Raw genomic sequence first — 23,525 nt, 5'->3', positions numbered from 1 at the left:
TGGCGCCATTGACATGACTGAAGTCCGCCTGCTTCAGGGTCAACACCTCAAGGCTGCCTGTTCCAATTGCAGTGTATTAGAGTTTTGCCTGCCTTTTGGTCTCGACAAACTGGAACTCGAGCGCCTGGACAAGCTGATTTTGCAACGGTTCAAGGTCAGGAAAGGCGCCCCCCTCTACCGCGCAGGCGATCCCTTGCACTTGCTGTATGCGATCCGTATTGGCTCATTCAAGACCAGCGTGCTGTCGCTCGATGGCCGCGAGCAGGTCACCGGCTTCCAGTTGCCCGGCGAGATGCTCGGCCTGGACGCCATCAGCACCGATGAGCACGCCTGTAATGCATTTGCCCTGGAGGACAGTGAAGTCTGTCCCATCCATTTTTCTCAGCTGGAAAAACTCGCCCGGGAGCTGCCGGCACTGCAACACAACCTGAACAGGTTTCTGAGCCGTGAAATCGTCCGCGATCACGATCTGCTGATGATGTTGGGCAACATGAACTCGGATGAGCGTCTGGCCGCCTTTCTGCTGAACCTGTCGCTACGCTTGAGCATGCGTGGCTACTCATCCAGCGAATTCATACTCAAGATGCGGCGCGACGAAATAGGCTCCTACCTGGGGTTGCGCCTGGAAACCATCTGCCGGGGTATCGCCCATCTGCGGGAACAGGAGCTGGTGGAAATAGCCGGTCGTGAGGTCAAGATCCTGAACCTGCACGGGCTCAAGCAGTTGGTCGCCGGTTGCCATTCGGTGGCCCTCCACTGACGCTGCATAGCTTTTCAGCGCTTATCAAGGTAGCGAAACAACTCTTCCTCCTGATCGAAGTGCAGTCGCACGAGGGTATCCAGGCGGATCAACTGATGCTGGATCTCATCGACAGAAGCTGTTGCAGGGTCGGCACTGAAATCCGTGCTCATGCGCGCCAGCAAATGGATCAGGCGAAAGATCTCACGGTGGACGTGGCTCATCGCCGACATGGGGTCCTCGCCGGGCAGGCTTTGCGTCAACAGCGGATACAGGTTTTTTTCGTCGTCCCGTTCATGGCGGGCCAGTGATTCCTGCAGGTTTTTTACCAGCGCCAGCAAGTCGCTCTGCGCTTGCTCGAGTGGGCGCTGGGCGAAGTCGCTTGCCAGTTGATGCAGATCGCTGAGTACCGAAGCGAGCTGGTCGTGCTCGTCCTGCAGGTGATCGATATGCTCGGCGGCCAGCTTGCGTTGGCGCAAACCCGGTAACGGCCCCAATGCACGCAAGGCATTGAAGATGATCACCACGTCGATACCCTCCTGCACCACGGCACCGACCAGCGGTGGCAAGTAGCCGAAGGCGGCTACCCCCATGGCCAGCACCGACATGCCCATGCCGGCCAATACGCCTTGACGGGCGATGTGGCGAGTCTGACGGGCGATGTCCAGCGCCTCGACCAGACGGTCCAGGCGATCCACCAGCAGCACCACACCCGCCGCTTGCGCGGACGCCGTGGCACCGCTCGCCCCCATGGCCACCCCGACATTGGCCGCCGCCAGGGCGGGGGCATCATTGATACCATCACCGACCATCAGTGTGCTGGCATGCTGGCAGGCATCCTGTACCGCACGCACCTTGTCCCCAGGACTCAACCCGGCGCGCAACTCGTCGATCCCGGCCGACAATGCAATCATCTCGGCGGTTTCCACGCGATCGCCGGTGAGCATGACGATCCGCTCGATGCCTCTGTTGCGCAGTCGGCGCAGGGTCAGCGGGGTTTCCCGACGCAGTTTGTCGGAGAAGATCAGCAGGCCGGCGAGCGCCCCGTCCACTTCAATGAAGCTGCCGCTGCACGCCAGGTAATCCATGCGACGCAGCATGCTGGTGGCCCAGTCGCCAACCGGCGATTCATTTTGAACAAACGACAACGTGCCGAAGCGCACCCGCAGACCATCGATCAACCCGCAAAGACCGGAGCCCGGACTTTCCTCGACCGCCTGCGGCACGCTGAGCGCCAATCCACGCTGACAGGCCGCCTCGACAATGGCCTGGGAGATGGGGTGCGTCGAGGCCTGTGCCAGTGAAGCGGCCAGGCTCAGCAGACGCTGCGGATCGAGCGCTCCGTTGGTCTCGATCGATTGCAGACGCGCGTGGCCGCTGGTCAACGTGCCGGTCTTGTCGAGAAACACTTGCTTGACCTCGGCCAGCGCTTCCAGGGTGACGCCATCCTTGATCAGGATCCCGCGCCGCGCTGCCCTGGAAATACCTGACATGATCGAAATCGGTACAGCCAGGATCAACGGGCAAGGCGTGGCCACCACCATAACTGCCAGCGCGCGCAAAGAGTCGCCACTCAGGTACCAGGCGAGGCCGGCAATCAGCAATGTCAGCGGTATGAAGAACAACGCGTAACGGTCGGCCAAACGCACAAAAGGCGCGCGCGATCGCCGTGCGGCTTCAGCCAGGCGCACGACCCCGGCGTAGGTGCTCTGCGCTGCGGTTCGAGTGGCTGTCAGCAGCATCGGCGTACCGACATTGGTCACCCCGCTGGGCAGTAGCTCTCCTTCCAGGCGGGTGACCGGCAATGACTCGCCGGTGAGTGCCGACTCGTCGAGAATCGCCGTGGGGCTGAGTAGACGACCATCGACCGGTACCACTTCCCCCAGGCGCACAAGCAGCGTCTGATGCGGTTGGATCTGCTCGACCGGAATCTGTCGTAAATTGCCGTTCTCCTGCAGCCAGGCAACGCGTGGCGCCCGGTCGACCAGCGCACGCAGTTCGCGTTCGGCGCGTTGTTGGGTGAAGAACTCCAGGATGCGCCCCGACGCCAGCATCAAGGCAATCACCGCCGCCACCAGCGTCTGCTGAAAAAACAACGCGGCGGCAATCGACAGCAGAGCGATAAGGTCCACACCCGCTTCGCGCCGGGCCAGGCGCCTGACAATCTCGACGAGCAGCACCAGGGCCATCACCAGACTGCCCGCGGCCCAGCAAATCGAGGCCCAGTCAGACTTGTGAGCAAGCTGCGCAATGCCCCCGGCCAGCAGGGTCAGGGTGGTGAGCAGCAATAAAACCGGGTCCAGCCACTTACTGAACATCGATGTGGGTTCCTCAAGAAACGCTGCGCAGCCCTCGTTGTACAAATGCCTGCGGCTCATCGCCGTCATGGGTAGAGCTTAGGTCTGGAATGCCCGGCATGTTCGCTGCGCGCTATCAATTGAAGCCTCGTCTGGCGTTAGCGCAATGGCCGCTGCGGGACAAAATCGCTGTGTGCTTTCTTTCTGATTTAAATCAAACAGCCAGGGGCCGTTCACGTAGACATTTAGAGTCAGCGTTCACACCGTCATATCTGCGGTCAGCGCTCTTTCTTTCGTTTCGTGGAGGCCTGACATGGCGACTCATCTGCACGGCACGCAACCGATCCTCCCGCCGACTGCCCCCCAACCCCTGGCCGGCAGTTGGCGACAACTGGAGCCTAAACGCCTGTCCCTGAGCCTGCTGACGGCTCTGGTGATCGGCTCGATGATCGGCAGCGGCATTTTCAGCCTGCCGCAAAACATGGCCGCCAGTGCGGGTGCCGGTGCCATCCTGATTGGCTGGCTGATCACCGGCGTCGGCATGCTGTCGCTGGCACTGGTCTATCAAACCTTGTCCAGCCGTCAGCCGACCCTGGACAACGGCGTGTTTGCCTATGCCCGGGCGTTGGGCGGTGAGTTCCTCGGCTTCAACTCCGCCTGGGGCTATTGGATCAGCGCCTGGGTCGGCAACGTCAGTTACATGGTGATTCTGTTTTCCGCGCTGAGTTTTTTCTTCCCGCTGTTTGGCGAAGGCAACAACAAAGCGGCGATTGTCGGGGCGTCCGTGGTGCTCTGGTCATTGCACTGGATGATCCTGCGGGGCATGCGCACCGCGGCCAAAGCCAACGCCCTGACCACACTGGCCAAAGTCGTGCCCTTGCTGCTGTTTATCGGGCTGGTGATCGCTGCCTTCCAGCGTAAAACCTTCATGGTCGACTTCTGGGGTTCTCCCGCACTGGGCAGCACGCTGGATCAGGTCAAAAGCACCATGCTGGTGACCGTCTGGGTGTTCATCGGGATCGAGGGTGCCAACGTGTTTTCCGCCCGAGCGGCAGAACGCGTCAATGTCGGCCGTGCCACCGTTATCGGTTTCGTCATTACCTTGTTGCTGCTGATTGCGGTGTCCCTGTTGTCGCTGGGCATTCTCGGACAACCGGAGCTGGCGACCCTGAAAAACCCTTCGATGGCGGGCGTACTTGAGGCAGTTGTCGGGCCGTGGGGCGCGATGCTGATCAGCATCGGCTTGATCATTTCAGTGGGTGGCGCCCTGCTCGCCTGGACGCTGCTGGCAGCCGAATCGATATTCACCCCCGCCAAGGAAAAGGTCATGCCGGGCACGCTCGCCATGGAGAGCACCCGTGGCGTGCCCGCCAATGCGCTGTGGATCACCAACGGCTGCATACAACTGTTCCTGCTGCTGACGCTGTACTCGAGCGCCACTTACCTGACCCTGATTTCCCTGGCCACTTCGATGATTCTGCTGCCGTACCTGTTCAGCGGTTTGTACGCATTGAAACTGACCTGGCAGGGCCAGACCTACGCCGGCCACCGAGGCCTGCAACTGCGTGACATGGCCATTGCCTCGGTCGCCACGCTGTATTGCCTGTGGTTGCTGTATGCCGCCGGGCTTAAATACATGTTGCTCAGCGCTTTGCTCTACGCCCCCGGCTCGTTGATTTACCTGGGCACCATGAAAGCTCGTCAGGGACAAGCGCTCAACGGCCCCGAGACGGGACTGTTGATCATTATCTGGGTGGCGGCAGCCATCGCCGGCTGGATGTTGTGGTCCGGAGCACTGGCCTTGTAAGGGCGAGTGCCGGGTTGTTGTTTTGTCGTGGTGGGCCGAAACCAATGCTCGCGGCTCACCTTATTCGCCAAGAGGAGAAAAGAAAATGAGCAACTCCGTGAAGAAAGTACCCGTTCATACCGAAGCGAAAGCCGCTCCGCGCCCAAAGACAACTGAACTGATGCGCCCCTTCGAAAAGCTTCGGCAACAGGTCGACCATCTGTTCGAAGACTTCAGTCTTGGCTCGGGGTTGTCGCTGTTCAACCGTGGACTGTTCGATGTCGCCCCCCTGTGGGACCGGGAGTTGATCGGTCAGAGCATGCCTGCGGTAGACATCGTCGAGAAAGATAAAAGCTTCGAAATCACTGCCGAACTTCCCGGCATGGATCAGAAGGACATCGAGATCAAACTGTCCAATGGCAGCCTGATCATCAAAGGGGAAAAGCAAGAAACGAAGGAAGAAAAAAAGAAAGGCTATCATCTCAGCGAACGTAGCTATGGCTCCTTCGAACGGATGTTCAACCTGCCCAAAGAGGTGGATGCCGATAAGATCGAAGCCAGTTACAGCAAAGGCGTACTGAGCATCTCGTTGCCGAAAAAGCCTGAAGCCCTGAAGGCTGACAAGGTCGTGCAGATCAAAAGCAACTGAGTCCCGGGCCTGCCCCTTGTCGGGAAACCGACAAGGGGTTTTTTATGGGTACCAGACAACCTCGCCCTTCATCTCCTGAACGTTGTGGGGCTCTTATCGACCAACCAATGCCTTGAGCTCGGTCAGCGAGCGGGTATTGATCACGTTGTGTTTTTCCAGCCAGCCACGGCGTGCCTGAGCGACGCCATAACGCAAGTTGGCGAAATCAGCAGTGCGGTGTGCATCCGAATTGACGCTGATCAGCACACCTTCATCCTTGGCGTACTGGCACTGCAGGTCGAACAGATCCATGCGTTGCGGTTGCGCGTTGAGTTCCAGGCAGCAACCACGCTGAGCGGCAGCCTTGATGATTGCCGGCAGGTCCAGGTTCAGCGGGTCGCGTTCATTGATCAGGCGACACAGGGGGTGGGCCAGGATGGTGAAGTAGCGATGGTCCATGGCCCTTAGCAGGCGTTGGGTCTGTTGACGCAGCGTCAGGCCGAAATGACTGTGGACGGCGCCCACCACCAGATCCAGACGTCCCAGAATATCGTCGGGTAAATCCAGGTTGCCGTCTTCGAGAATGTCCACCTCGATACCCTTGAGCAACGTCATGCCCTGCAAGCGACTGTTAAGCGCATCGATTTCCTCGATCTGCTTCAACAATTGCTCGACACCCAGCCCATGGGCCACCCTGAGGGACTGTGAATGGTCGGTAATCGCCAGGTATTCCAGCCCGCCCCCCCGGGCCGCCAGCGCCATCTCTTCCAGGCTGTTGCCTCCATCCGAAGCGCGGGTATGCGCATGAAGGTCGCCTTTGAGGTCGGTCAGCTCAATCAGCCCAGGTAAATGGCCGGCCAATGCCGCAGCGACTTCGCCACGGTCTTCGCGCAGTTCCGGCGTGATCCACGGCAAGCCCAATGCCTGATAGACCGAAACCTCGGTGGTGCTGGCCAGGCGATTCTTGGCCCGGAACACGCCATATTCATTGAGCTTGAGCCCCAGCTTCTGAGCCCTCTGACGAATCGCGATGTTATGTGCCTTGCTACCGGTGAAATACACCAGTGCAGCGCCATACACCGCCGGCTCGACGACACGCACATCCACTTGCATGCCTGAGTTCAGCATGACGCTTGCACGCGTGTGCCCCTTGACCAGTACGGTGGAAATGTCCGGATGGCTGATGAACTGCGTGGTGACATCCACCGAAGGCGCTGCCGCCACCAGAATATCGATGTCGCCGACGGTGTCGCGCAGGCGTCGCAGGCTTCCGGCAGTGGTTGCTTGCTCGACTCCCGGCATCTGCTGCAGGTATTCGGTCAGTCTGCGCGCCATCGGCTCAATCAAAGCCAACGGCAAACGACGATCCTTTCCGATCCCCTTCTGCGCGGCACTCAACAGCCGCGCTTCCATCCGCTCACCGAAGCCGGGCAAATGGCGAATGCGACCCTGTTGAGCGGCCAGACAGAGTTGCTGCGCAGTTTCGATACCCAGGTCGTGATAAAGGTTTTTGACGCGCCTGGGTCCCAACCCGGCAATGGAAAGCAGCCCGACCAGCCCGGGTGGCAATGTCGAACGCAAGCGTTGGCGTAGCGAGCAATCACCGGTGGTCACGATTTCATTGATCTTGCCGGCAAGATCAACCCCGATCCCGGTCAGTTTGGGTAGCGGCTCGCCACGAGCGAGGGTTTTCGCCACGTCAAAGGTCAGCGCCCTCAGGGTCCGTGCTGCATTGCGGTAAGCCCGGATCCGGAAGGGATTGGCGTCCTCGATGTCCAGCAGGTCAGCGATTTCATCAAAAACCGCAGCGATATGATCGTTGTCGACCACCTGACCGCCGCTGGTCGGCGGCGGCAAGGCCGACGAAGGTGCCTGGAAAGGCGCGACAGCGTGCTTCATGGCATGACTCCCATCGCACAGGCTTCATGAAATCAGCATTACCGATCCAGCCTTCCCGGCATTGATATAGGTCAGACAGCAACCGAACACTCATCGGCCATTTCGTGCACCGACTATTGATAAAACTCAAATGCTCGACTGCATTCAGGCGTAGGAATGATTGAAGAGGCGGTACAGGCCCGCGACGTCGAATGGATCGAAAACAACCCCGTGCGAGCCCTGCCCTGACAGTCGACGTGATGCCGCGCCGCATCGCACGTCGGGCAATCCACCCTTATGGGGATGACGTTCATGAACACACCTTCCCAGAACATGCTGAACCAGCTGTATGGCACGCATACCCACATTGACGAGGCCTCCATCGTCCCGCTCTTGCGCCAATACGCCGAACCCCTGCCGGAACTGAATTCACCGGCCTTTGGCGAAATGTTCGACCGCTTCGCCGATGCGCGCGTGGTGATGATCGGTGAAGCCAGCCATGGCACCAGTGACTTCTATCGGACCCGGGCGGCGATTACCCAACGGCTGATCGAGCAACACGGATTCAATATCGTGGCCGTTGAAGCAGACTGGCCGGACGCGGGCCATGTAGACCGTTATGTCAGAGGGTTGGCGCGCTCGGCCTGGACGCGGCACATTTTCAGCCGGTTCCCGACCTGGATGTGGCGCAACACCGATGTGAGAGCGTTCACCCATTGGCTGCATCAATACAACCACCAACACGCACCTGAACAGCGCGTCGAGTTTCGCGGTCTGGACGTTTACAGTTTGCGCAATTCCATCCATGAGGTGCTGAGCTATCTGGACCGTGTCGACCCGCAACTGGCACACGAAGCACGGCGTCGCTATGGCTGTTTGACCCCGTGGCAGGATGATCCTGCGCTGTACGGCCACTTCGTCGAACGCGACGGCATAATGCCCTGCGAGCATGCGGTGGTCGAACAGCTCAATGCCATGCTGGCCGAGCAACTGGCCGGGGATATCAAGGACGATGAAGCGTTCTTCGATGCGACCCAGAACGCCCGGGTCATCCTGGCGGCGGAACAATATTACCGAGCGATTTATCGAGGTTCGACGGCCTCCTGGAACCTGCGTGACAGGCACATGTTCGACACGTTACGTGTGTTGCTCGAACACCGCGGTCCGCAAGCCAAGGCCGTGGTGTGGGCGCACAACTCCCATATCGGCAATGCGGCCGCGACGGAGATGGGCTGGAAAGGTCAGTTCAATATCGGTCAACTGTGCCGCAATGCCTACGGGCGCGATGTGGTTCTGATCGGCATGAGCACCGACCGTGGCCAGGTGGCCGCGGCCGACGACTGGGATCGCGAGATGCTCATCAAGGACATCCGGCCGTCCCGGCCAGACAGTTGGGAGCGCAAGTTCCTCGACGCCGGCGTCCCGGCTTCATTGACCGACTGGCGGGATCCACAGCGAAAAGAGCTGCGCCGGGCCCTGTCCAAACCGCTGCTGGAGCGGGCCATCGGTGTAATTTATCGACCCGCGAGCGAACGCTTCAGCCATTACTTCGAGTCAGTGTTGACCGAACAATTCGACGCCATGGTCTGGATTGAACAGACGCAACCGGTAACCGCGTTGCCCCTGCCAAAAAGCCAGGCGCTGGAACCGGAAGACGAAACCTTTCCATTCGGCATATGACAGGCATCGGACGGTGGTCGTCTGCTTGGGATGACTACCGTCGCAAATACTGCTCGAACCAGTCGCCGGCCAGTCTGGCGACTTCTTCGAGGGTTCCTGCTTCTTCAAAAAGATGTGTCGCGCCCGCCACCACTTCCAGACGCTGTTCGCACTGCAGGGCGCGACTGCTTTGCACATTGAGATTGAGCACCACCGGATCCAGCTCACCGACAATCTGCAAGGTCGGCGCCTTCACGCGGGACAGCGCCTCACCCGCCAGATCGGTCCGCCCTCCCCGGCTCACCACCGCATGCACCACGTCCGCCCGCTCGGCCGCTGCCAACAGTGCCGCCGCAGCACCGGTGCTTGCGCCGAACAATCCGATCGGTAGCGGTTGCAGTTCGGCGTCCCGACCAATCCAGTCGATCACCTTCACCAGTCGGTAGGACAGCAGCGCAATATTGAAACGCAATTCCCGGGTCTGGTTGTCCAGGTATTGCTCTGGCTCCGTGAGCAGATCGAACAGCAACGTGCCCAACCCCCGCTCAGCCAGCGACAGCGCAACCTGTTGATTACGCGGGCTTGAACGACCACTGCCGCTGCCATGAACGAACACCACCAGGCCGCCAGCGTGCACCGGCAGACGCAAGTCGGCAGACAGCTCCACGTTCCCCAGGTCCAGCTTTCGATAGCGAAGCTCAAACATCGGAGTTCTCCTGACCGGAAGCACTCGTGCCGGATTCTCTGCGCCAGGCCCGATGCAAAAGATCGATGACTTCTTCGTCCGAGGTCTGGGAAAAATTCAAATACCAATTGCCGATCGACATCAGCCACTCGGGAGTGAGCGGGCAGATCACCTCATCGACTTCGCTAAACAGCGCCTCTACCGTCTCCGGTGGCGCCACCGGCACGGCGATGACAATACGCGACGGTGCTTGCAGGCGCGCCGCCTGGACCGCCGCCATCATCGAGGCCCCGGTCGCCAGGCCATCGTCGACCAGAATCACCACCTGATCCTTGAGCGCCAAGGGGGCTCGCGAGCCCCGGTACAGGCGCTCGCGACGCAACAGCTCCTGGGTTTCCCGTGCCACCACGTTATCGAGCGTGCGCTGATCGATACGGTTCGCCCGCAGCGTATCGTCATTAACGATCTGGATGCCGCCACTGGCAATCGCGCCCATGGCGAACTCCTGATGGAATGGCACCCCGAGCTTGCGGACCAGCATCAGGTCCAGGCGAACCTCCAGGGCCGTGGCAATTTCATAAGCCACCGGCACGCCGCCACGGGGCAAGGCGAGAACGATGACATCGGGTCGATGAGCGTATTTGAGCAGCGGCTCCACCAGCCTTCGACCGGCATCAACCCGGTCACGCAGGAGGGTTTGCGTTGAGGGACTATGAATCACTTGAAAACCTCCCCAGGCGAGCACACCTGTCGGTTCGTATCACACAACCTTGACCTCTCCACGTCCTTGCGGGATCAAGCATCAGTTTTTATTAAAAATCCTCCGCTGGAGTCTCCTTGTCGTTGATTTTTATCAAGCTCGCGCGCAAGGCCAATCCTGTCCGCGCAAGGGACCGGGCATTTCATTTCGCCGTTGTTGATCAATATCAATCAGGCTGGGGCCCAATGGATTACGTTGCCAATAGTGGACAGCGCCGCCCCGCAGCGGCGCGCTATGGGAGACTGTCATGCCGACCTTATTTGCGAGCCCGCGATTGCGCCTGTACGACAGCGATGAACTCGATTCGGTGCTGCAGGCAATGGCGCGCCAGGCCGCGGCACTGTTGCCATCCACTCAAGTGGCACTGATTGGCATCCAGCGCCGCGGCGAACCTCTGGCGCAGCGTTTACAGCAGCATCTGTCACATCAGATCGGCCAGCCAGGACTGCCGCTCTACCCCTTGAAGGTCAAGCGCTATGCCGATGACCTCAAAGTGCTGCATGCCCACACCGAACTGACCGAAAACCCGCAGCTGGGCGAGCTGGACCTTGCCAGCACCACCCTGCTCGTTGTCGACGATGTGCTGTTTGAAGGCCACTCGCTCCTGCGTACCTGCGCGTATCTGGCGCAACTCGGTGCTCGTCGGGTCTACACGGCCGTATTGGTCGACCGGCACGTCTGCCAGCAGCCGATCCATGCCGATATCGTCGGCGTGCATCTGCAAGTGGCCGCCACTGACATCGTCGAATGCAACGTGCCCCCTTACGAAAGGGAGTTTTGTATTGAAGTCTGGCGGCATGGCGCCGCGCGATGACGGCGCAACATGCGTAATCGAACAGTGAGTAGCGCTTACTGTTTGCTTTTTTCGTCCTGGTCGCCTTCCATCATTCGTGGTCTGACCATGTGCATCGGCATCTGCCAACGGTCATTGCCGTAGAGCCGGTGATGCACCACCGTCCAGAACAGGTCGAAAATGGTTTTCTGCTCAGCATCCAATACCCCGTAGAAAGTTTTGGTACGCACCAGCGCAGCATCCATGCGCTCCAGATGCGCCTCCATCCACTTGGTTTGTGTGCGCAAACGCTCTATCTCTCTGGCCATTCTTTCGGGGGTCGTTTCATCCGTCGACGCCCTCTTCGTGCTCGCGCTTTCATCACGTTCGGCCTTGGCCTTTTCCTGATGCTGATTGGCGTCCGCCATGACCCCCGTGGCCCATATGTCCCAGGCAGCCATTTGCTCCGGCTTGAGATTGAGCTTGCCCTTGAGATCGTCCAGGGTTTGTTGCGTGTATTTGACCCAGTCGAAATCCTGAAAACGATGATACATGCCACCACCTTGCGCAGCAGACGTCGGCGGGTTGGCGAAGACGCTGGTAGAGGGCACCAGCAACACGCTTGCCGCCATCAAAATGCATTGGCCGATCAGGCTTGATCTGTTCATTTCAGTTCATCTCGATACCGTGGGTTGATTCGAGAATAGGAGTCGGCCTGGGGGTGTATCTGATCCACATCAGAAAACAGGCAGACCGCCGGGCAAGTGGATAAACGGTCGAGCTGCCCCGTAAGAAGAGCGGCCAACAATCGTTATCCAGGTGCTGTCACCCAATCCAGCGGATCACGGGTTCATTCCGGGGCACGGGCGCGGGGGCAGATTTCGGGTGACCCACGATGATCGGTGCCACTGGCGTCCACTCGGTGGGAAGGCCAAGTGCATGCTTTCCTTGCGCAGTACCGAGAAACCCCTGGGCAAAACCGATCCAGCAACTCCCCAGCCCTTCAGCGTACGCCGCGAGCATCAGGTTCTCGGCAGCCAGTGCGCAGTCTTCGACAACCCACTGACCCGGCGCGGTTCCCGAAATCAGGATGAGTACCGGCGCGTGGTAGAAGATTTGATAGTTTTCATCATCGAGCAACGTATGGAAGTGCTCGGGCTGGGCCTCGGCGGGTATTGTCGCCAACAGGTGAGCCTTCGCTTCGCGCGAGACCCGATCCAGCAGGCTCTGGTTGCGTATGACGGTAAATGTCCACGGTTGTTGGTTCATCGCGCTGGGCGCCTGCGCAGCGGCACTGATCAAACGACGAATGATGTCTTCATCAACCGCTTCTGTTGTGTACTCCCGTGTCGAGCGACGGCCCAAGATCGCCTTATTGATGTTCATGGGGGGCATACCTCAAAAGAGTGTCATATCCTTTATAAAGTCATCCGCCCACGAGGGCTTGCTGTTGATCTAAATCAAATCAAGGCACAACCGGCCTCCCGTTTTGTCTGACGACTCGCCCCCCTCGGAGCGGACCACATTGCGCGAAATTGATCTGCACCAGATAGACGATGAACGCTCAATACACACTGCAAGCGTCTGGCTCGCGCAGGAGCGCTGACATGTGCGGGAAAATCATGGCGTGTATCGGTGGGAGTGTCGCGTTCCGGCTGCTGATCCGCATCATGCTGACAAGCGTCTGCGCACTGGCCTGGAGCACGGGCGGCGCCGCACAGAACGCCACACAGAACGCCGCACAGAGCGTCGAGCCAGGCGTCACGATCCTCGTTTACCACCGTTTCTCGGACACGGCGGACGACTCGATGACCGTGCGCATGAGCACCTTCGAAACTCAGTTACGCGTCCTGCGCGAGCACGGTTATCACATTGTGTCGCTACGCGAAGTGGTCGACTGGCTGCGCAATCCCGATGCGACACTAGCGTCGAAGCCGGTGGCGATCACCATCGACGACGGGCATCGTTCGGTCTTCGACAAACTGCTGCCCGTCATCCAGCGCGAACGCTTTCCGGTGACCCTGTTTATCTATCCATCGGCCATCTCCAACGCGTCCTATGCGCTGACCTGGGAGCAGTTGCGAACCCTGAAGCAGACCGGGCTCTTCGACATCCAGTCGCATACGTACTGGCATCCCAATTTCAACGTCGAACGCAGGCACCGCACGCCGGCGGACTTCCAGCAATTCGTCCGTACCCAACTGCAAAAATCACGTCAACGCATCGAGTCGCAAACCGGTGCGCAGCAGGTCGACATGCTCGCGTGGCCGTTCGGTATCTATGACGACGAGTTGATCGCACTCGCCTCCGAAGAGGGTTACGCAGTGGCCTTCACCCTAGACGCGCGCAAGGCTGACCGGCACGCGCGACTGCTCGCCCTGCCGCGCTTTCTGATGAGTGATGCCTACGGCGCACACGCGTTCGCGCAATTGCTCGGTGAACCGGACACTCAGCCGACCGCGGGAAACTCGCGATGACCTTCATCCGCGCATTGAGGCGCTATGCGATCCCGGCACTGCTCGTCGTCACTGCCCTGCTGACCGGGCGAGGCGCACTGGCCGTCACCGGTGTCGTGCTCGACTCGAGCACGCAGAAACCGCTTGCCGACGCGATCATCACGACCTCTGCCGGCGTGATGCGTACCGACGAAAACGGGCGGTTCGAGACGGCCGAGGCGGTCGAGAGTGTCGCCGCCCGCGCCCCAGGGTATTTGCGCACCGAGGCCAAAGTGAGCGACGAAACGCCCGTGACGCTCGCACTGACCCCGTTTCGCCCCAAAGCGGTCTATCTGTCGGTGTTCGGCGTGACCAGTTCGACCCTGCGCAACAACGCTGTCAGCCTTGCTGAAAACACCGAGATCAATGCATTGGTGATCGACGTCAAGGGTGACCGTGGCCTGACGCCCTATCGCAGTGCGGCGCGCGAGGCGATCGGCGCAACGGCCCACTTGACCACACGGGCACCTCAGATGCGCGACTTGCCGGCATTGCTTGCCAAGCTGCGCGCGCAACACCCGTACCTGATCGCGCGCATCGTGGTGTTCAAGGACGATCCATTGGCCAGTGCGCATCCAGAGTGGAGCGTGCACACCGCTGACGGCCAGCCGTGGCGGGATCTCGAAAAACTGCAATGGATGGATCCGTTTTCGCACGAGGTCTGGCAGCACAATCTCGATGTCGCCGAGGAGGCCGCGCAGATGGGTTTCGACGAGATCCAGTTCGACTATGTGCGCTTTCCCGACAAGAGCGGGCTGCGCTTTGCCCTCCCCAACAACCGCGCCAACCGGACCGCGGCGATCATCGGCTTTCTGCAGGCCGCACGCGCACGACTCGCCCCCTACAATGTATTTGTCTCCGCGGACATCTTCGGCTACGTCTGCTGGAACCTCGACGATACGGCGATCGGCCAGCAAATCGAACTGCTGGGCGCGGAGCTCGACTACATTTCGCCAATGTTGTACCCGTCCGGCTTCACATGGGGGCTGCCGGGCTTTACCAACCCGACAGCCGACCCCGGCCAGATTGTCAGGCGTACCCTGACGGAGGCGATAAAACGCACCCACCTGCCGGGCGTGCGCTTTCGTCCCTGGTTGCAGGCCTTTCGTGACTATGCCTTCGATCGTCGCCCGTTTGACGCGGCCGCGATCAGTGCGCAGGTTCACGCCGCCGACGCAGCCGGCACCGATGGATGGATGTTATGGAACCCACGCAATCACTACGAGGCCGCCGATTTGCCACAGCGCTGAAGCGCTGGGCGATGCTGCTTGGCCTGGCGATGGCGGCGCACATTGCATGCGCCGCCGATCTCGATGCGACGGCGCGCCTGCAAGCCGCACAGATCGTCGAGGGCCAGATCGCCGCCGGACGCGTTCCGGGAGCTGTTGTCCTGATCGGTGACGCCACAAAAGTGTTCTATCGTCAGGCCTTTGGACAACGCACGACGACGCCCCCCCGCGAGCCGATGACGCTGGACACCGAGTTCGATCTGGCATCGCTGACCAAAGTCATCGCGACGACCACGGCCATCCTGCAACTGGCCGAAACGGGCCGCATCAACCTGGACGCCCCCGTTGCCCGGTATTGGCCGGCCTTTGGGGCGCAGGACAAAGAGGCAGTGAAGGTGCGTGACCTGCTTGCACACACGTCCGGGCTGCGCCCAGATTTGCCTGGGCGGCCACCCGGTGCGGGCCGCAAAGGTGTGTTGAACGCCATCGCGGCGCAACGGCTGCGCAACGCGCCGGGTGCCCAAGTCATCTACAGTGACCTGAATTTCGTGGTGCTCGGCGAGCTGGTCGAACGCATCACCCACAGCTCGCTCGACGCCTATTGCCAGGCTCACATCTTCGGGCCGCTGGGCATGCGCGACACGGTTTTTCTGCCGGATACCCTGCGAACGATACGTAGCGCACCGACACTCGCCACCAAGGCCGGCACGCTCCGGGGGCACGTACACGATCCGACGGCGCAATGGATGGGCGGTGTCTCCGGCAACGCCGGGCTGTTTTCCACGGCGGACGACCTTGCGCGTTTCGCGCAGATGGTGCTGAACCAGGGGCGCGCCGGCAGCCGGCAGATTCTGCGGCCGGCGAGCATCGCCGCCCTCGCGAGCGCCGCTTCGCCGCTCGAGAGTGTGCCGTGGCGCGGCCTCGGCTGGGAACTGGCCGCACCGTTCGTATCGAACCATGATCGTCTGCCGCCGATTGGCGTCATCGGCCATACCGGATACACCGGCACGGGGCTGTGGATTGATCTGGTGACCCGCCAATTCATCGTCATCCTGAGCAACCGGGTGTATCCCGATGACAGCGGTGACGCTCGCCCGCTTCGCGCGCAATTGCTCGCATTGATGGCCAGTCGCGGGGCACCTGCGAACAGCGCGCAAATCAGTCGGTTGCTGCCCTCAGCGTTGCCGGCCCTGCGTGCCGCCGATCGCCTGCCCACCTCGACGGGCCCGGTGCAGACAGGCATTGACGTGCTTGAGGCACAGCAATTTGCCCCGCTCGCCGGCCTGCGCGTGGGCCTGATCACCAATCGCAGCGGATTCGACGCCAAAGGCCGACGCACCGTCGACGTCCTCGCCCACGCGCCAGGTGTCAGGCTGGCGGCATTGTTCTCGCCGGAGCATGGGCTGAACATCGACGTGGACGAACGAGTCGGCGACACCCGCGACCCGGCGACGGGCCTCACCGTGCACAGTCTCTACGGCGCAACGCAGCGCTTCCCGGCCGGTTCGCTCAAAGGGCTGGATGCGCTGATCTTCGATATTCAGGACGCCGGCGTGCGCTTCTTCACCTATGAGACGACACTCGGCTACGCACTCGAAGCCGCTGCGGCGCAAGGCATTGCGCTGTTCGTGCTGGACCGGCCCGACCCGCTCGGCGCACAACGTTTCGGCGGCCCGGTGATGGACAGTCGCCGTGAATCGTTTACCGGCTATTTCCCTGCACCGCTGCAGCCCGGCATGACCGTCGGCGAGCTGGCGCGTCTATTCAATCGCAACAAGCACATTGGTGCGGATCTGCGCGTTGTGCCGATGCTGGGATACCAGCGCGCGATGACCTTTGCCGACACCGGGTTGGGATGGGTGCCGCTCTCACCGAACCTGCGCACGCTCTCCCAGCTGGACCTGTACCCGGATATCGGTTTACTCGAAGGCGCAAATCTGAGTGTGGGGCGTGGCACGCCGCATCCGTTCGAGTGGGTCGGCGCGCCGTGGATCAACGCGACCCGGCTCGCAAACGCACTGAATGCGTTTGACGTCGGCGCGCATTTCGAGCCGGTCGACTTCGTCCCCACCGAATCAAACTGGCACGGTCGGCTCTGTCATGGTGTGAGCATCACCCGCCTCTCAACGCCTGCGCAACGCCCTGTAGCCAGCCTGGGGCTGACCCTGCTCGCCACCTTGCACACGCTCTATCCCCACCTACTCGACCTGGCGGCGACCCGTGATTCAATCGGCTCGCAAAGCGTGTGGCAGGCGATTCGCGATGGCGCGACACCTGACGCGGCGCAAGCGCTCGACGCGGTGCCGCTTGCGCGCTTCGCGCGGCTACGGCAGGAGAACTTGCTGTATTGACCCGCCCGTCAGCGTCATCGACTACCTATCGATGGCGCCTGTCCGCCGGTTTTTTCCTTTTGCATCAGATACGCGACGAGCTTGTCCAGGGTGTCGACCTGTTGGTAATCGACTTCAGGAATGACCACCCCCAGGCTCCGATTCAGGGCCTCGATGAGGCGAAGCCAATCCATGGAGTCCAGATCAACCTCCTCGCGTAGCGGGCGGTCACCGGGTAATTGCTCGGGGTCGACTTCAGGAGCGATGCTCTTCAACGCGTTCAACACCTGATTGCGTACCGATAGCGGGTCCATGGGCTCACCCTCACAAATTCTCTGGGGTTTGTAACAAACGACGGACTTCCCCCAGGAAGCGTGCGCCGTAGTGACCATCGCTGACCCGATGATCGGCTGACAAGCTGCTGACGACGGTGGGCATCACACACAACTGGCCATCCTTGACCCAGGGCCGCTCGCCGATACGGCCGAAACCGACCAAGGCAACCTGGGGTGGGTAGATCACCCCCAGTACGCTGTCTACGCCCTGATCGCCGAGCTGGGTGACCGTGATGCCGGCGCCACCCAGTTCGGAGCTGCGCAGAGAACCGCTGCGGGCGCGCTCCACCAGGCTGGACAGCTCACGCATCAGATCGGTCAAGGATGTGTCGGCCACATGCCGCAGGACCGGGGCGACCAGCCCGCCCTGGCGCAAGGTGATTGCCACGCCAAGGTCTGTATCGGCTGCCGGTTTAAAGCCGTTGTCCTGCCAGGAACCGTTGAGTTGTGGATAGTCGCGCAAGGCCAACGCCACCGCTTTGAGCAGCAAGACACCGGGTAACAGGCGCTCCGGCAATGGGCTTTGCGCGTTGTGTGCCTGCAGCCAGGCCATGGCCTTATCCAGGGCAATGGTTTCGCTCAGGTAGTAATGGGGAATCTCGCGTTTCGAACGACTCATCGCCGCCGCGATCGTGTGACGCATGGCCTGGTTGCGGTCAGGTTCCGGCGCCACACGGGCGGCTGCTTCGACATCTTCCAGGGTCACCACGCCGTGTGGACCATGACCCTGCAACTGACTGGCATCGAGCCCCAGTTCGGCCGCGCGCTTGCGCGCTGCGGGGGAAATCTTCGGCCGCTGCGCAGAAAGGTTTTCCACCTCACGCGGCACAGGCGCGGGCGTCGCTGTCCGTCGCGCGCTCTGCGGACTTTCACCCGGTTCCAGCAACTGCGCGATGACGGTACCGACAGGCACCTTGGCGCCGACATCGATCAGCAGTTGCAACACCGTGCCATCGTGCCAGCACTCCACATCGATAGCCGCCTTGGCCGTATCGACGACGGCAATCACCTGACCACGCTTGACCGCATCACCGGGATGGACTTTCCATTCCAGCAACGTGCCTTCATCCATATCAGCTCCCAGCGACGGCAATTTGAATTCGATCATGGTTGCCCCTCCTGGCCCGATACCTGGACGCGGTACATGCCTGTCATCACGTTGCATTCCCCTCGCACAGCTCATGTGCGGCGGCGACGATCGTCGACACTTGAGGCAGTGCGGCTTCTTCAAGATGCCGGGGATAAGGCATCGGCACTTCGGCGCTGCACACCCGCGCTGGCGGTGCATCCAGTTCGTAAAAGCCCTGCTCGACGATCCGCGTGATGATTTCCGCTGCCAGGCTGCCGCTGCGCCAGCCTTCATCGACGACGAGGGCGCGGCGGGTTTTGCAGACCGAGGTCATGATTGTGCTGTCATCCAGAGGGCGCAGAACCCGCAGGTCGATGACTTCACAATCAATGCCCTCCCCGGCCAGTTGCTCAGCCGCCGTCAGGGCTTTGCCGAGGGTGCCGCCATACGCAATCAGGGTCAGGTCCTTGCCGACTCGACGGACCTTGGCGGCACTGATATCCAGAGCCTTCCAGTCGCCGGTATCACCCTCCATGTTGTAGAGCTGGGCGTGTTCGAAAATCAGCACCGGGTCCGGATCCAGCAGCGCAGGCCAGAGCATGCCGCGTGCATCCTCGACGGTCGCCGGGGCGAGAATTTTCAGCCCGGGGATATGCGCATACCAGCCTTCGAGGCTGTGAGAGTGTTGCGCCGCAAGCTGACGTCCCGCGCCCGTCGCCATGCGCACCACCAGAGGAACCGAGAATTGTCCGCCGGACATATGCCGCAGGGCAGCAGCGGTGTTCATCAGAGGATCGAGGGCGAGCAGGCTGAAGTTCACGGTCATGATTTCTACGATCGGCCGCATGCCCCCCAGCGCCGCCCCGATACCGGCCCCCACGAAGCCCAATTCGGACAACGGCGCATCTCGAATGCGTTCCGGGCCGAATGCTTCAAGCAGCCCCAAAGAGACGGCATAGCTGCCACCGTAACGACCGACATCTTCGCCCATCAGAAATACCCGAGAGTCCCGTTGCAACGCCTCACGCAGTGCCTCGCGCAACGCATCGCGGTAGGTCATGCGAGTGCTCATGGCGCGGCCCTCGGGGTGTAGACATCGCGAGACAGATCCTCCAGCGGTTCCAGGCTGGCGCTTTCGGCATAAGCGATGGCGGCCTCCACTTCAGCGTCCACCTGGGCCAGGATCGCCAGAAAACCGGGTTCGTCTAACAGGCCTTCGGCCTTGAGCCGGGCACTGTAGGTGTGAATCGGTCCGCGGGTCTTCCACTGCTCCACCTCGGCCTTGTCGCGATACAGCTGCGGGTCGAACATCGAGTGGGCGCGAAACCGATAGGTACGAAACTCCAGGAAAAAAGGCCCGCGCCCTTGCCGGATATGTTCAACCGCCTCACGGGTGGCTTCGTACACCGCGACCACATCCATGCCATCGACAGACCGGGTCTGGACCTTGTACGCCGAAGCTTTGGCACACAGGTCGGTTTGCGACTGCGAACGTTCCAGGGCCGTGCCCATGGCATAGAGGTTGTTCTCGCAGCAAAACAGCATCGGCAACTGCCACAAGGCGGCCAGGTTGATCGACTCGTGAAACGCCCCTTCCGCCATGGCACCTTCACCGAAAAAGCAGGTGGAGAGCCGTGATCCACCCTGCATACGCTCGGCCAGCGCCAGGCCGACAGTAAGTGGCAAGCCGCCGGCGACGATGGCATTGCCGCCGAAGAAACGTGTACCGGCATCGAACAAGTGCATCGAACCGCCACGCCCTCGCGAGCAGCCTTCCTGGCGCCCGTACATCTCGGCCATGATGGTGTTCATGGGCACTCCCTTGATCAGGGCATGGCCATGTTCGCGATACGTCGCGACCACCGCATCGTCGGCTGCCAGCGCATGCAAAGCGCCGACCGCCACCGCTTCTTCACCGATGTACAGGTGCAGGAAGCCACGGATCTTGCCCTCCCCGTACAGCTCGCCGGCGCGCTCCTCAAGACGACGGATGCGCACCATGTCTCGCAGCAAGTCGAGAGCAAAGTCCTTGGGCAACGATTGCAGGCTCATGACGGATTCTCCAGGCTGGAAGTATCGCCCTCCGGCAAACCCAGCTCCCGGGCCTTGAGCAGACGTCGCATGAGCTTTCCGCTGCGGGTGTGCGGCAGTGCCTGCATGAACGCCAGTTCCTTTGGCGCGACCACGGCACCGAGACGCTTGCGTCCATGGCCCAGCAATTCATCGTGCAGGGCCGGGCTGGCGGTGAATCCGCTCTTGAGCGAAACAAACGCCTTCACGGTTTCACCCAGCAGAGGATCGGGCTTGCCAATCACGGCAGCCTCGGCCACCGCCGGATGTTCCATCAGTGAGCTTTCCACCTCGAACGGGCCGATCAGGTGCCCGGCCGACTTGATGACGTCGTCGCCGCGGCTGACGAACCAGTAATAACCGTCGGCATCGCGACGCACCAGATCACCACTGAGGTACCACTCACCGACGAAGCTCTGTCGATAGCGCTCCTCTTGCCCCAGATAAGTACGGAACATGGCGGGCCACGGTCGTTTCAGAGCCAGTTCACCGACTTCATTTGCCTCGAGAAACACCAGCGAACCGTCCGCCTTGCGCTCGACGATGGCCGCCTCGACACCGGGCAACGGTTTGCCCATGGAGCCCGGTTTAATGGCCATCGAGACCGTGTTGGCAATCATGATTCCGCCGGTTTCGGTCTGCCACCAGTTGTCGTGGATCGGCAGCCCCAACACCTCTTTGCCCCACCAGACAGCCTCGGGATTGAGCGGCTCACCGACACTGGCAATAAACCGCAGACAGGGAAAGTGATGGCGGCGCGCCAAGGCGTCACCGGCTTTCATCAAGAGGCGAATGGCCGTCGGTGCCGTGTACCAGACCGTCACCTGTTGCTCTTCGAGAATCCTGTACCAGCGTTCGGCATCGAATTCGTTGCCCTCGACCACGCTGGTCACCCCCATCAGCAACGGCGCGAAAATCCCGTATGAAGTCCCCGTGACCCAGCCCGGATCGGCGCTGCACCAGTAAATATCTTCAGGGTGTAAATCCAGGGCGTATTTGGCGGTGGCCCGGTGCGTCAACGCGGCGCCGTGCACATGCAACACGCCTTTGGGGGTGCCGGTCGTCCCGCTGGTGAAGTGTAAAAGTGCGGGGCTGTCGACCGTTGTCCGGGCGATGTCAAAATCGTCAGCGGCTTCGGCCAGCAATCGATGCACGTTGAGGGTGCCCTCAACGGCGTTCGTATCCCCACCCTCGGCGTCATACAGCAGTACATGCTTGAGTGCCGGCAAATGCTCACGAACCGCCGCGATCTTGCGTCGATAAAGAGTTTCGCTGGTCAACAGCACGCTGCCTTCACCAAGACGCATCCGGGTTTCGATGGGCTCGGGGCCGAACGCGCAGAATAACGGCGAAACCACGCAACCGAGCTTCAAGCCACCGAGCACGCCCAGATACAGCTCCAGCCCTTGGCCACAGAGCACAAACAAGCGTTCACCGGGGGCCACGCCCAATGTTTTCAGCACATTGGCAAAGCGGTTAGTCAGCGTGCTCAGTTGCCCATAGCTGATGTCGCGGTGCCCGCCATGGCGATCGAGAATGCGCAACGCCGTATGTTCACGCTCCCCTCCCATTGCATGCCGATCCACCGCCTCATAGGCGAGGTTCATGCCACCCCCTGGCAATCCGGCCAATTCGAGCGCCTCCACCTGCCAAGAAAAGGCTGCGCGGGCTTGCTCGCTGTCCAGCCAATTGGGCTTTGTCGGCAAACGGGTGAGTTTCTTTTTGATCATCGGCAAATGCATGGGCTTCACCTCAACGGCTGTTCATCACAACCCGTCACCCAGGGGTGTGATCAACCGTGAACGGGACTGTCCCTAGACCGCCAGGACGCTGCAAGGCACCTGATACAGAATATGTTCGGTCGTGCTGCCCACCAGTTTGTTCAATCCATGGGACTGGACTCTGCCCATCACGATCACGTCCACCTGATTTTCCTCGGCAAACTCACTCAGCGCCGAGACCGGGTGCCCCAGAATGAAATGCCGGCGGTCAGAGGCCACACCGTACCGACCGGCCAGCGCCAGGAATGATTTCTCCAGTTCCCTGCGCAACTGCTTGGTCAGCTGCGACAGAGTCAGGCCGCCGCCGCCCATATCGCCCAGATAGTCTGTCGTGTCGCAGGCATACAGCAGGTGCAACTCGGCATTGCACTGCAGCGCAAGGCCATTGGCCTGCTGGATGATCCGGTCATTCAACTCTTTGTCGGCATCGGTACCCGAAGCGTCAACGGCGGCCACGATCTTGTGCGGCAAGGTATGGCCACTGCCGCCAATCAGATAGACCGGCACTGGACAGTGGCGCAGCAAGTGCCAATCCAGCGGAGTGAAGAACGCGCGCTTGAGCGCCGATTCATGCTGAACCTCCTTGATCAACAGGTCAGGCTGCATTTCCGTGACGTGATCCAGAATGTCCTGCTGCAGGTCATCGGCCCAGGCCACTTCTGCCGTCACCTCGATCCCCAGGCCACGGATATTTTTTGCCTGATACTTCAACCAGTCGCGGTGGTCCTGCAAGTAGGTCTCCCGCGCCGTTTCCCGCACGCCCTCTTCAAGCAGCGACAGAATATCCAACGACTTTATCAAGGCAGCGATATGCAAACGTGCCCCGCTGGCCTTGGCCAGGGCCGCCGCATGTTGTATCGCAGGAGACTGGCGCAGGGCCGGGTTGATGATCAATAACAACCGTTGATACTGGCTCATGATCTGACTCCAGGCAGGTGGGCTTCAACGCGCCATGGCCTGTTGCGAGGGCGCGGTCGGTGCGCCCTCGCTGGACCAGGCACCAGCGTCACCC

The 23,525-nt window shown here is 60.9% G+C and carries 20 protein-coding genes; 8 read left to right on the top strand and 12 right to left on the bottom strand.

Features of this window, described 5'->3' with window-relative positions; all coding sequences use genetic code 11:
• Positions 1 to 13 precede the first annotated feature (13 nt).
• Positions 14 to 760 carry a fumarate/nitrate reduction transcriptional regulator Fnr gene (gene fnr, locus F475_RS09020; RefSeq protein ID WP_111453747.1) on the top strand — a complete coding sequence of 249 codons (747 nt, stop codon included), beginning with the start codon at positions 14 to 16 and terminating at the stop codon, positions 758 to 760.
• A gap of 14 nt (positions 761 to 774) precedes the next feature.
• On the opposite strand, the gene F475_RS09015 is transcribed toward fnr, so the two are convergent.
• The gene (locus F475_RS09015; protein ID WP_111453746.1) at positions 775 to 3,057 is read right to left on the bottom strand and encodes a heavy metal translocating P-type ATPase; all 2,283 of its coding nucleotides are present in this window, start codon (positions 3,055 to 3,057) and stop codon (positions 775 to 777) included.
• Between the two features lie 292 nt (positions 3,058 to 3,349).
• Here F475_RS09015 and arcD point away from each other — a divergent pair, with 292 nt between their 5' ends.
• Positions 3,350 to 4,843 (top strand): arginine-ornithine antiporter, encoded by a 1,494-nt coding sequence (arcD, locus tag F475_RS09010; RefSeq protein WP_111453745.1) that lies wholly within the window; start codon positions 3,350 to 3,352, stop codon positions 4,841 to 4,843.
• 85 nt (positions 4,844 to 4,928) lie between these two features.
• Entirely contained in the window at positions 4,929 to 5,471 is a 543-nt protein-coding gene (locus F475_RS09005; protein ID WP_111453744.1) for an Hsp20/alpha crystallin family protein, read from the top strand.
• Positions 5,472 to 5,564: 93 nt separating this feature from the next.
• On the opposite strand, the gene polX is transcribed toward F475_RS09005, so the two are convergent.
• Positions 5,565 to 7,349, bottom strand: a complete 1,785-nt coding sequence (gene polX, locus F475_RS09000) for a DNA polymerase/3'-5' exonuclease PolX (RefSeq protein ID WP_111453743.1) — start codon at positions 7,347 to 7,349, stop codon at positions 5,565 to 5,567.
• Between the two features lie 291 nt (positions 7,350 to 7,640).
• Here polX and F475_RS08995 point away from each other — a divergent pair, with 291 nt between their 5' ends.
• Positions 7,641 to 9,008, top strand: coding sequence for an erythromycin esterase family protein (locus F475_RS08995; RefSeq protein WP_111453742.1), 1,368 nt, complete (start codon positions 7,641 to 7,643; stop codon positions 9,006 to 9,008).
• A gap of 34 nt (positions 9,009 to 9,042) precedes the next feature.
• Here the strand turns inward: F475_RS08995 and F475_RS08990 are convergent, their stop codons facing one another.
• Positions 9,043 to 9,693, bottom strand: a complete 651-nt coding sequence (locus F475_RS08990) for a dienelactone hydrolase family protein (protein ID WP_111453741.1) — start codon at positions 9,691 to 9,693, stop codon at positions 9,043 to 9,045.
• Complete coding sequence (locus tag F475_RS08985; RefSeq protein ID WP_111453881.1) at positions 9,686 to 10,390, bottom strand: phosphoribosyltransferase; 705 nt, start codon at positions 10,388 to 10,390, stop codon at positions 9,686 to 9,688. Before F475_RS08985 ends, F475_RS08990 begins: the two co-directional genes overlap by 8 nt.
• 289 nt (positions 10,391 to 10,679) lie before the next feature.
• On the opposite strand from F475_RS08985, the gene F475_RS08980 reads away from it, so the two are divergent.
• Positions 10,680 to 11,246 (top strand): phosphoribosyltransferase family protein, encoded by a 567-nt coding sequence (locus F475_RS08980; protein ID WP_111453740.1) that lies wholly within the window; start codon positions 10,680 to 10,682, stop codon positions 11,244 to 11,246.
• 35 nt (positions 11,247 to 11,281) lie between these two features.
• Here F475_RS08980 and F475_RS08975 read toward each other — a convergent pair whose 3' ends face one another.
• Positions 11,282 to 11,872, bottom strand: a complete 591-nt coding sequence (locus F475_RS08975) for a Spy/CpxP family protein refolding chaperone (RefSeq protein ID WP_177431098.1) — start codon at positions 11,870 to 11,872, stop codon at positions 11,282 to 11,284.
• A 157-nt stretch (positions 11,873 to 12,029) separates the two neighbouring features.
• Positions 12,030 to 12,590, bottom strand: a complete 561-nt coding sequence (locus F475_RS08970; RefSeq protein WP_111453879.1) for a nitroreductase — start codon at positions 12,588 to 12,590, stop codon at positions 12,030 to 12,032.
• 284 nt (positions 12,591 to 12,874) lie between these two features.
• On the opposite strand from F475_RS08970, the gene F475_RS08965 reads away from it, so the two are divergent.
• The 3 genes from F475_RS08965 to F475_RS08955 are packed head-to-tail and all read left to right on the top strand — an operon-like array spanning position 12,875 to position 17,279.
• On the top strand, positions 12,875 to 13,681 hold the full coding sequence (locus tag F475_RS08965) for a polysaccharide deacetylase family protein (protein ID WP_256597085.1): 807 nt from the start codon (positions 12,875 to 12,877) through the stop codon (positions 13,679 to 13,681).
• Positions 13,678 to 14,949 carry a putative glycoside hydrolase gene (locus tag F475_RS08960; protein WP_111453738.1) on the top strand — a complete coding sequence of 424 codons (1,272 nt, stop codon included), beginning with the start codon at positions 13,678 to 13,680 and terminating at the stop codon, positions 14,947 to 14,949. The genes F475_RS08965 and F475_RS08960 overlap by 4 nt, the downstream gene beginning before the upstream one ends.
• Positions 14,901 to 17,279: an exo-beta-N-acetylmuramidase NamZ domain-containing protein gene (locus F475_RS08955; protein ID WP_256597084.1), complete on the top strand. Its 2,379-nt coding sequence runs from the start codon at positions 14,901 to 14,903 to the stop codon at positions 17,277 to 17,279. Before F475_RS08960 ends, F475_RS08955 begins: the two co-directional genes overlap by 49 nt.
• A gap of 14 nt (positions 17,280 to 17,293) precedes the next feature.
• On the opposite strand, the gene F475_RS08950 is transcribed toward F475_RS08955, so the two are convergent.
• The 6 genes from F475_RS08950 to F475_RS08925 all read right to left on the bottom strand — a co-directional run bounded on the left by F475_RS08950 (position 17,294) and on the right by F475_RS08925 (position 23,431).
• On the bottom strand, positions 17,294 to 17,572 hold the full coding sequence (locus tag F475_RS08950) for an acyl carrier protein (protein ID WP_111453736.1): 279 nt from the start codon (positions 17,570 to 17,572) through the stop codon (positions 17,294 to 17,296).
• A 10-nt stretch (positions 17,573 to 17,582) separates the two neighbouring features.
• Entirely contained in the window at positions 17,583 to 18,701 is a 1,119-nt protein-coding gene (locus F475_RS08945; protein ID WP_018928201.1) for a dihydrolipoamide acetyltransferase family protein, read from the bottom strand.
• A 46-nt stretch (positions 18,702 to 18,747) separates the two neighbouring features.
• Positions 18,748 to 19,734, bottom strand: a complete 987-nt coding sequence (locus F475_RS08940) for an alpha-ketoacid dehydrogenase subunit beta (protein WP_111453735.1) — start codon at positions 19,732 to 19,734, stop codon at positions 18,748 to 18,750.
• On the bottom strand, positions 19,731 to 20,714 hold the full coding sequence (gene pdhA, locus F475_RS08935) for a pyruvate dehydrogenase (acetyl-transferring) E1 component subunit alpha (RefSeq protein WP_064616914.1): 984 nt from the start codon (positions 20,712 to 20,714) through the stop codon (positions 19,731 to 19,733). The genes F475_RS08940 and pdhA overlap by 4 nt, the downstream gene beginning before the upstream one ends.
• Positions 20,711 to 22,474: an acetate--CoA ligase gene (acsA, locus tag F475_RS08930; RefSeq protein ID WP_111453734.1), complete on the bottom strand. Its 1,764-nt coding sequence runs from the start codon at positions 22,472 to 22,474 to the stop codon at positions 20,711 to 20,713. The genes pdhA and acsA overlap by 4 nt, the downstream gene beginning before the upstream one ends.
• A 72-nt stretch (positions 22,475 to 22,546) precedes the next feature.
• Entirely contained in the window at positions 22,547 to 23,431 is an 885-nt protein-coding gene (locus F475_RS08925) for a universal stress protein (protein ID WP_111453733.1), read from the bottom strand.
• Positions 23,432 to 23,525: the final 94 nt, after the last annotated feature.

It is taken from the genome of Pseudomonas sp. URMO17WK12:I6 (genome assembly GCF_003253625.1).
Lineage (GTDB): Bacteria > Pseudomonadota > Gammaproteobacteria > Pseudomonadales > Pseudomonadaceae > Aquipseudomonas.
This window is presented reverse-complemented; position numbering and strand designations above follow the sequence as displayed.

What these genes read in the sequence shown, in the direction of transcription:
- F475_RS08990 (WP_111453741.1), bottom strand. Translation starts at nt 9,693, where the DNA reads ATGTTTGAGCTTCGCTATCGAAAGCTGGACCTGGGGAACGTGGAGCTG.
- polX (WP_111453743.1), bottom strand. Translation starts at nt 7,349, where the DNA reads ATGAAGCACGCTGTCGCGCCTTTCCAGGCACCTTCGTCGGCCTTGCCG.
- F475_RS09015 (WP_111453746.1), bottom strand. Translation starts at nt 3,057, where the DNA reads ATGTTCAGTAAGTGGCTGGACCCGGTTTTATTGCTGCTCACCACCCTG.
- acsA (WP_111453734.1), bottom strand. Translation starts at nt 22,474, where the DNA reads ATGCATTTGCCGATGATCAAAAAGAAACTCACCCGTTTGCCGACAAAG.
- pdhA (WP_064616914.1), bottom strand. Translation starts at nt 20,714, where the DNA reads ATGAGCCTGCAATCGTTGCCCAAGGACTTTGCTCTCGACTTGCTGCGA.
- F475_RS08980 (WP_111453740.1), top strand. Translation starts at nt 10,680, where the DNA reads ATGCCGACCTTATTTGCGAGCCCGCGATTGCGCCTGTACGACAGCGAT.
- F475_RS08955 (WP_256597084.1), top strand. Translation starts at nt 14,901, where the DNA reads ATGGAACCCACGCAATCACTACGAGGCCGCCGATTTGCCACAGCGCTG.
- fnr (WP_111453747.1), top strand. Translation starts at nt 14, where the DNA reads ATGACTGAAGTCCGCCTGCTTCAGGGTCAACACCTCAAGGCTGCCTGT.
- arcD (WP_111453745.1), top strand. Translation starts at nt 3,350, where the DNA reads ATGGCGACTCATCTGCACGGCACGCAACCGATCCTCCCGCCGACTGCC.
- F475_RS08925 (WP_111453733.1), bottom strand. Translation starts at nt 23,431, where the DNA reads ATGAGCCAGTATCAACGGTTGTTATTGATCATCAACCCGGCCCTGCGC.
- F475_RS08965 (WP_256597085.1), top strand. Translation starts at nt 12,875, where the DNA reads ATGCTGACAAGCGTCTGCGCACTGGCCTGGAGCACGGGCGGCGCCGCA.
- F475_RS09005 (WP_111453744.1), top strand. Translation starts at nt 4,929, where the DNA reads ATGAGCAACTCCGTGAAGAAAGTACCCGTTCATACCGAAGCGAAAGCC.
- F475_RS08970 (WP_111453879.1), bottom strand. Translation starts at nt 12,590, where the DNA reads ATGAACATCAATAAGGCGATCTTGGGCCGTCGCTCGACACGGGAGTAC.
- F475_RS08960 (WP_111453738.1), top strand. Translation starts at nt 13,678, where the DNA reads ATGACCTTCATCCGCGCATTGAGGCGCTATGCGATCCCGGCACTGCTC.
- F475_RS08950 (WP_111453736.1), bottom strand. Translation starts at nt 17,572, where the DNA reads ATGGACCCGCTATCGGTACGCAATCAGGTGTTGAACGCGTTGAAGAGC.
- F475_RS08945 (WP_018928201.1), bottom strand. Translation starts at nt 18,701, where the DNA reads ATGATCGAATTCAAATTGCCGTCGCTGGGAGCTGATATGGATGAAGGC.
- F475_RS08995 (WP_111453742.1), top strand. Translation starts at nt 7,641, where the DNA reads ATGAACACACCTTCCCAGAACATGCTGAACCAGCTGTATGGCACGCAT.
- F475_RS08940 (WP_111453735.1), bottom strand. Translation starts at nt 19,734, where the DNA reads ATGAGCACTCGCATGACCTACCGCGATGCGTTGCGCGAGGCACTGCGT.
- F475_RS08975 (WP_177431098.1), bottom strand. Translation starts at nt 11,872, where the DNA reads ATGAACAGATCAAGCCTGATCGGCCAATGCATTTTGATGGCGGCAAGC.